The organism is Streptomyces colwelliae, from assembly GCF_048158785.1.
GTDB lineage: Bacteria > Actinomycetota > Actinomycetes > Streptomycetales > Streptomycetaceae > Streptomyces.
Window position 1 is genome coordinate 1 of sequence record NZ_JBLTJC010001052.1, and the last position, 393, is coordinate 393.

Genomic DNA, 393 nt, shown 5'->3' on the forward strand with positions numbered 1-393 from the left:
GGGAACCACTGTGTGAACACGTCCCGCCACAGTTCCTGGAGCGCGATCGCCGGATTCCGGTCCGCGCGCGCGCTGATGGATGCGGGGCGGACTTCTTCGCCGATCCCGATGTGGTGAAGGCCCTCTCGCCGACGCCGTCCGAAGCGGGCGCTGTCGATGTGACCTCCGAGGAGCAGATCGCCGCGGCCCCGCTCGAACTTCCCGATCAGCCGCGCGCCCATGGTCGGCTGCGCCGTGTATCTCACCCTGATGGCACTGCTCGCGGCCGGTCTCACGGCGGTGCTGCGCAGCGGGGGCGAACTCCAGGGCCTCGGCGGCGAGTTCGGGACGGCGTTCGCGCAGGCCGAGAGCGGCGCCGGCGGTGACGACCACGGCGGTCAGATGGTGGGCGCT

The 393-nt window shown here is 71.5% G+C and carries 1 protein-coding gene; it reads right to left on the reverse strand.

What is annotated here, in order from left to right; all coding sequences use genetic code 11:
* On the reverse strand, positions 1–245 hold a 245-nt coding region (locus ACNFOC_RS55785; protein ID WP_416966499.1), incomplete at its 3' end, for a hypothetical protein.
* Positions 246–393: the final 148 nt, after the last annotated feature.